Origin of the sequence: Pseudomonas sp. NPDC090233 (assembly GCF_044772285.1) — a bacterium.
Lineage (GTDB): Bacteria > Pseudomonadota > Gammaproteobacteria > Pseudomonadales > Pseudomonadaceae > Aquipseudomonas.
In genome coordinates this window covers 252,371-255,718 of sequence record NZ_JBIVYQ010000008.1, presented here as the reverse complement: position 1 = coordinate 255,718, position 3,348 = coordinate 252,371, and the positions used below count along the sequence as shown (strand labels likewise).

Below are 3,348 nucleotides of genomic sequence, written 5' to 3'. Positions count from 1 at the left end.
GACAACATTCAGATGACTGTTACCCTGATCAAGACCATCGCAATGGAAGACGGTCTGCGCTTCGCTATCCGTGAAGGCGGTCGTACCGTCGGCGCCGGCGTCGTAGCCAAAATCATCGAGTAATCACTCGATCGGTTGAAAAAACCCCCGCTCAGCGGGGGTTTTTTTTATTGGGTTGACACTAAATATGGGCGTCTATAGAATCACGCCTCCTTTTAGCGGGCGTAGTGCGTCCGTTGGGAACAGCCTGGAGTCTGAAATCCAATGCAAAATCAGCAAATCCGTATCAGGTTGAAGGCTTTCGACCATCGCCTGATCGACCAATCCACCCAGGAAATCGTGGAAACCGCGAAACGTACTGGTGCACAAGTGCGTGGTCCAATTCCACTGCCTACCCGCAAAGAGCGTTTCACCGTTCTGGTTTCCCCACACGTCAACAAAGACGCGCGTGACCAGTACGAGATCCGCACTCATAAGCGTGTTCTGGACATCGTCCAGCCAACGGATAAAACCGTTGACGCGCTGATGAAGCTTGATCTGGCGGCAGGTGTGGAAGTGCAGATCAGCCTCGGCTAAGACTTCGGTCTTGTCCGTGTAACGCTCTGAAATGGGCGGCCATAGCGGGTGAAAGCCCCGTACACTCATGAGGTTACAACATGACTATTGGTGTAGTCGGTCGCAAGTGCGGTATGACCCGCATTTTCACCGAAGAAGGTGTCTCCATTCCGGTCACGGTCATTGAGATCGAGCCGAATCGTGTCACCCAGTTCAAAACTGAAGAAACCGATGGCTACCGTGCAGTGCAAGTCACTGTCGGCGAGCGTCGTGCTTCGCGTGTGACTGCCGCTCAGGCAGGTCACTTCGCCAAGGCCAACGTTGCCGCTGGTCGCGGTATCTGGGAGTTCCGTCTTGAAGAAGGCGAGTTCCAGGCTGGCGACTCGATCAAAGCTGAACTCTTCACTGCAGGCCAGCTGGTTGACGTTACTGGTCAGTCCAAAGGTAAAGGCTTCGCCGGTACCATCAAGCGCTGGAACTTCCGTGGTCAGGACAACACCCACGGTAACTCCGTGTCGCACCGTGTTCCTGGTTCCATCGGCCAGTGCCAGACTCCTGGTCGTGTGTTCAAGGGCAAGAAAATGTCCGGTCACATGGGCGCCGAGCGCGTGACTGTTCAGTCCCTGGAAGTAGTTCGCGTAGACGCTGAGCGCAACCTGCTGCTCGTCAAGGGTGCCGTTCCTGGCGCTACTGGCGGCGACGTGGTTGTACGTCCGGCTGTCAAGGCTCGCGGTTAAGGGGAAACTGACATGCAACTTAATGTAAATGACGCTCAGGCGATCGAAGTTTCCGAACTGACTTTCGGTGGCGAATTCAACGAGACGCTGGTACACCAAGCAGTCGTGGCCTACATGGCCGGCGGCCGTCAGGGCACCAAGCAGCAAAAGACCCGTTCCGACGTGGCTGGTGGCGGTAAGCGCCCATGGCGTCAGAAGGGTACTGGCCGTGCTCGTGCTGGTACCACTCGTGGTCCGATCTGGCGTGGCGGTGGTGTAACCTTCGCAGCTCGTCCTCAAGATCACTCGCAGAAGCTCAACAAGAAGATGTATCGCGCAGCCCTGCGCTCCATCCTCGCTGAGCTGGTGCGTAGCGACCGTCTGGTCGTGGTTCAGGACTTCGCTGTTGAAGCGCCGAAAACCAAAGACCTGCTGAACAAGCTGAACGGCATGGGTCTGAGCGATGTGTTGATCGTTTCGGATGCTGTTGATCAGAACCTGTACCTGGCTGCTCGCAACCTGCCGCACGTCGATGTACGTGACGTTCAGGGTTCCGACCCGGTCAGTCTGATCGCATACGAGAAAGTGTTGATCACTGTCTCGGCCGTGAAGAAATTCGAGGAGCTGCTGGGATGAACCAGGAACGCGTATTTAAAGTCCTCCTTGGCCCGCACGTTTCCGAGAAGGCTACCGTTCTGGCTGAGAAAAAAGGCCAGTTCGTATTCAAGGTTGCTACCGATGCAACCAAGCTGGAAATCAAGAAAGCTGTCGAAGGCCTGTTCAACGTAAAAGTTGAAAACGTGTCGACTGTTAACGTTCTGGGTAAAACCAAGCGTACCGCACGTGGTCTGGGCAAGCGTAATGACTGGAAGAAGGCGATCGTCTCCCTTCAGCCAGGCCAAGATCTCGATTTCAGCAGCAGTGCTGAGTAAGGAAGGGGTGCATCATGGCAATCGTTAAATGCAAACCGACTTCCCCTGGCCGCCGTTTCGTGGTCAAGGTGGTCAACCAGGAGCTGCACAAAGGCGCTCCTCACGCACCGCTGCTCGAGAAGAAATCGAAGTCTGGTGGTCGTAACAACAATGGCCGCATTACCACTCGTCACGTTGGTGGTGGTCATAAGCAGCATTACCGTCTGGTCGACTTCCGTCGCAACGACAAAGATGGCATCCCAGCCACTGTCGAGCGTATCGAATACGATCCAAACCGTACTGCTCACATCGCCCTGCTGTGCTACGCAGACGGTGAGCGTCGCTACATCATCGCCCCTAAAGGCGTGAGCGCTGGCGACCAGCTGATCGCAGGTGCACTGGCCCCAATCAAGGCCGGTAACTCCCTGCAGCTGCGCAACATCCCAGTAGGTAGCACCATTCACGGCATCGAACTGAAGCCGGGTAAAGGTGCTCAGATCGCTCGTTCCGCTGGTGCTTCGGCTCAGCTGATCGCTCGTGAAGGCGTCTACGTGACTCTGCGTCTGCGCTCTGGCGAAATGCGTAAAGTACTGGCTGAGTGCCGTGCGACCCTGGGTGAAGTCTCGAACTCCGAGCACAGCCTGCGCTCGCTGGGTAAAGCTGGTGCCAAACGCTGGCGCGGCGTTCGCCCAACCGTTCGTGGTGTTGCCATGAACCCGGTTGACCACCCACATGGTGGTGGTGAAGGTCGTACCTCCGGTGGTCGTCATCCGGTATCGCCATGGGGCTTCCCAACCAAGGGTGCTAAAACCCGCGGTAATAAGCGTACCGACAACATGATCGTCCGTCGTCGCAAGTAACTAGAGGGATACGACAGTGCCACGTTCTCTGAAAAAAGGTCCTTTTATCGATCTTCACCTGTTGAAGAAGGTCGAAGTGGCGGTGGAGAAGAACGATCGCAAACCAGTTAAAACCTGGTCGCGTCGCTCGATGATCCTGCCACAAATGGTCGGTCTGACCATCGCGGTTCACAACGGTCGCCAGCATGTCCCAGTTCTCGTGAACGAAGACATGGTCGGCCACAAACTGGGCGAGTTCGCCGGTACCCGCACCTATCGCGGGCACGTGGCTGACAAGAAAGCCAAGCGTTAAGGGGTAAGGAAATG

At 56.0% G+C, this 3,348-nt stretch carries 6 protein-coding genes and 1 pseudogene; all 7 read left to right on the top strand.

The window, feature by feature from the left end:
* Positions 1 to 123, top strand: a pseudogene (locus tag ACIQUF_RS23050) (elongation factor Tu); the annotation flags it as partial.
* Between the two features lie 141 nt (positions 124 to 264).
* Complete coding sequence (gene rpsJ, locus ACIQUF_RS23045) at positions 265 to 576, top strand: 30S ribosomal protein S10 (protein WP_003186070.1); 312 nt, start codon at positions 265 to 267, stop codon at positions 574 to 576.
* An 80-nt stretch (positions 577 to 656) separates the two neighbouring features.
* A complete protein-coding gene (rplC, locus tag ACIQUF_RS23040) occupies positions 657 to 1,292 on the top strand; it encodes a 50S ribosomal protein L3 (RefSeq protein WP_403135790.1) in 636 nt (211 codons plus the stop codon).
* A 12-nt stretch (positions 1,293 to 1,304) separates the two neighbouring features.
* Positions 1,305 to 1,907, top strand: a complete 603-nt coding sequence (gene rplD, locus ACIQUF_RS23035) for a 50S ribosomal protein L4 (RefSeq protein WP_003255485.1) — start codon at positions 1,305 to 1,307, stop codon at positions 1,905 to 1,907.
* Positions 1,904 to 2,203 (top strand): 50S ribosomal protein L23, encoded by a 300-nt coding sequence (rplW, locus tag ACIQUF_RS23030; RefSeq protein ID WP_003255484.1) that lies wholly within the window; start codon positions 1,904 to 1,906, stop codon positions 2,201 to 2,203. Before rplD ends, rplW begins: the two co-directional genes overlap by 4 nt.
* A gap of 14 nt (positions 2,204 to 2,217) precedes the next feature.
* The gene (gene rplB / locus ACIQUF_RS23025) at positions 2,218 to 3,042 is read left to right on the top strand and encodes a 50S ribosomal protein L2 (RefSeq protein ID WP_012316518.1); all 825 of its coding nucleotides are present in this window, start codon (positions 2,218 to 2,220) and stop codon (positions 3,040 to 3,042) included.
* A gap of 16 nt (positions 3,043 to 3,058) precedes the next feature.
* Positions 3,059 to 3,334 carry a 30S ribosomal protein S19 gene (gene rpsS, locus ACIQUF_RS23020; protein ID WP_003255482.1) on the top strand — a complete coding sequence of 92 codons (276 nt, stop codon included), beginning with the start codon at positions 3,059 to 3,061 and terminating at the stop codon, positions 3,332 to 3,334.
* The last annotated feature ends 14 nt before the right edge of the window (positions 3,335 to 3,348 follow it).